The organism is Ferruginibacter sp. (assembly GCF_031430955.1).
In the GTDB taxonomy this organism is placed as follows: domain Bacteria; phylum Bacteroidota; class Bacteroidia; order Chitinophagales; family Chitinophagaceae; genus Ferruginibacter.
The window spans coordinates 1-2,197 of record NZ_JANPCM010000580.1; the positions used below are offsets into that span (position 1 = coordinate 1).

Below are 2,197 nucleotides of genomic sequence, written 5' to 3' on the forward strand. Positions count from 1 at the left end.
CTAAAGTTCGCCGTTTTGAAACTAAAGTGGGTGAGCGTTTACAGCATCTGAAGTTAGATATGGAGTGGCCGGATGTGATACAACAATCCCCTGCTAAATATGTGTTGCTGGGCATTCCGGAAGATATTGGTGTGCGGGCCAATAATGGCATTGGTGGTACTGCAACAGCATGGCTTTCTTTTCTTACTTCGTTCTTAAATGTAAAAAGTAACGATTTTTTACCCGGAGATAATATTTTATTGCTTGGCCATTTTGATTTTGGAGATTTAAAATTTTTAATTGACAGTAATGCTTACAATCCCGATGAACTTATTGAAGCTTACCGCCATGCTGTAAATATTATTGATGAGGAAGTGGAAAATATGCTTAAGGTAATTGCAGCCTGTAATAAAATACCCATCGTAATTGGCGGCGGCCACAACAATGCCTATCCCATTATAAAAGGCGTTGCTAAAGGATTAAATAAGTTTGGCACCATTCCACTGGCACAAATAAATTGTGTAAACTTAGATGCCCATACTGATTACGGTGCAACAGAAGGCAGGCACAGCGGCAATGGTTTTAAATATGCGGAAGAAGATGGCTACCTGGGTAAATACTGCATTGTGGGTGTGCATGAAAATAATATTTCTCAAAATATTTTAATGGACATTCACAACAATCCATTTATTGATTATATCACTTTTGAAGAAATTTTTATTCACGAACGTAAAAACTTTATTCAGGCGGTGGCACATGCTACGGGTTTTACCGAAGATAGTTTTACAGGAGTGGAACTTGATTTGGATTGTATAGAAAATGTTTTAAGCAGTGCCGCAACCCCTGCCGGTATCAGTGCTTTGCAGGCAAGGCAATATATTAATTTTGTTGCTACAGATTGTAAAGTGGCGTACCTGCACATATGCGAAGGCGCAACACAATTAGCAGATGGCCGTAAGGATGACAGTACAGGAAAATTAATCGGTTACCTGGTAAGCGATTTTATAAAAGCGAATTCGCAAGATTAAACTGCCGCCTTTTTAAATTATCAAAAACTGATAAACAAAATTGTAATCATGGTGAAAATTACTACAAAAAGAATCAAGCAAGCTGCAACCAAAAATGAGATAGCTTTCATATTGTCGGATTTTTATAATATTTGCCAAAAACCGTACCAACAGCTGTTTTTGTTGATAAAATAGCGACTAAATTTCTAACATTTTGTATAAAAAAAGTTGGTTTATTGCACAATAAAAATTGCTTTTGCAAAATTGAGATTTATTGTAAATAAAATAAAAAAATAATTAGCCTGTCCTGTACAAAAAAATTAATAAGATAAGCGTATTTTAATTATTGGAAGAAGTATTATACCAATTGGACATTGAAAATACACTGTCAGCCTGAGCTTGTTGAAGGCGGGTTTACTCCTGACTTCATCATTTTCCCCTCAAAAATATTCCCCTTTCTCTGTAACCCTTGCTGAATAGGGAAAGTTGTTTTTGTTTTGGGTGTCCCCAAGTTGTTTTTTGTATTTTCATGGTATGGTTTTTCGTAAAAAGAAGGATAAGTCCGGGGTAATCAGTGTTCAAATCATAAGTAAGAGCAATGGCAGGTACAAGTTGATAAAAGCGATTGGAAGTGCTGCCGATGATTCAGTTATTGAAAAATTAGTAGAGCAGGCTAAAAATTACATGCTTCATTTACGGCGGACAAACTACACTGGATTTTATAATGGTTGATGATCAAAAATATTTTCAATCTATTTATGAAAATATACACCAGGTTCAATTATTGGGGTTCAGAAATTGTTTTAGGAAAACTCTTTACTGAAATAGGTTTTGATGCAATTGAAGATGTGTTGTTTAAGCACTCAGTTATTGCCAGATTAATATATACTGTAAGCAAATTAAAAACCATTGATTACCTGTAAAAATATAAAGGTATTACGCTTTCAGCAAACGAGATTTACCGTTATTTAGACAAGCTGCACAGCACACAAATAAAGAAGCCGTTTTACAATATTATAAACAGTTATGGCACATTGAACAGACATTTAGAATAACAAACAGATTTAAGAATAAGACCCATTTATCATTTAAAAAAAAGAAGAATAGAAGCTCAGCTGGCTGGGGGGATAATTAAAGTTACAATATATTTCACAGTAATGATTAAGTTATATTTATAAGTGCTGCGATTATTTGAATATCTTGCAGCCGAA

Annotated in this window: 2 protein-coding genes; both read left to right on the forward strand. The window is 34.7% G+C overall.

Annotated features, from left to right (window positions below):
- The coding region (locus ACY65O_RS16515; RefSeq protein ID WP_462221964.1) for a formimidoylglutamase at positions 1-1,007 on the forward strand (1,007 nt) is incomplete at its 5' end.
- 737 nt (positions 1,008-1,744) lie between these two features.
- Positions 1,745-1,909 carry a hypothetical protein gene (locus ACY65O_RS16520; RefSeq protein WP_462221965.1) on the forward strand — a complete coding sequence of 55 codons (165 nt, stop codon included), beginning with the start codon at positions 1,745-1,747 and terminating at the stop codon, positions 1,907-1,909.
- Positions 1,910-2,197 lie beyond the last annotated feature (288 nt).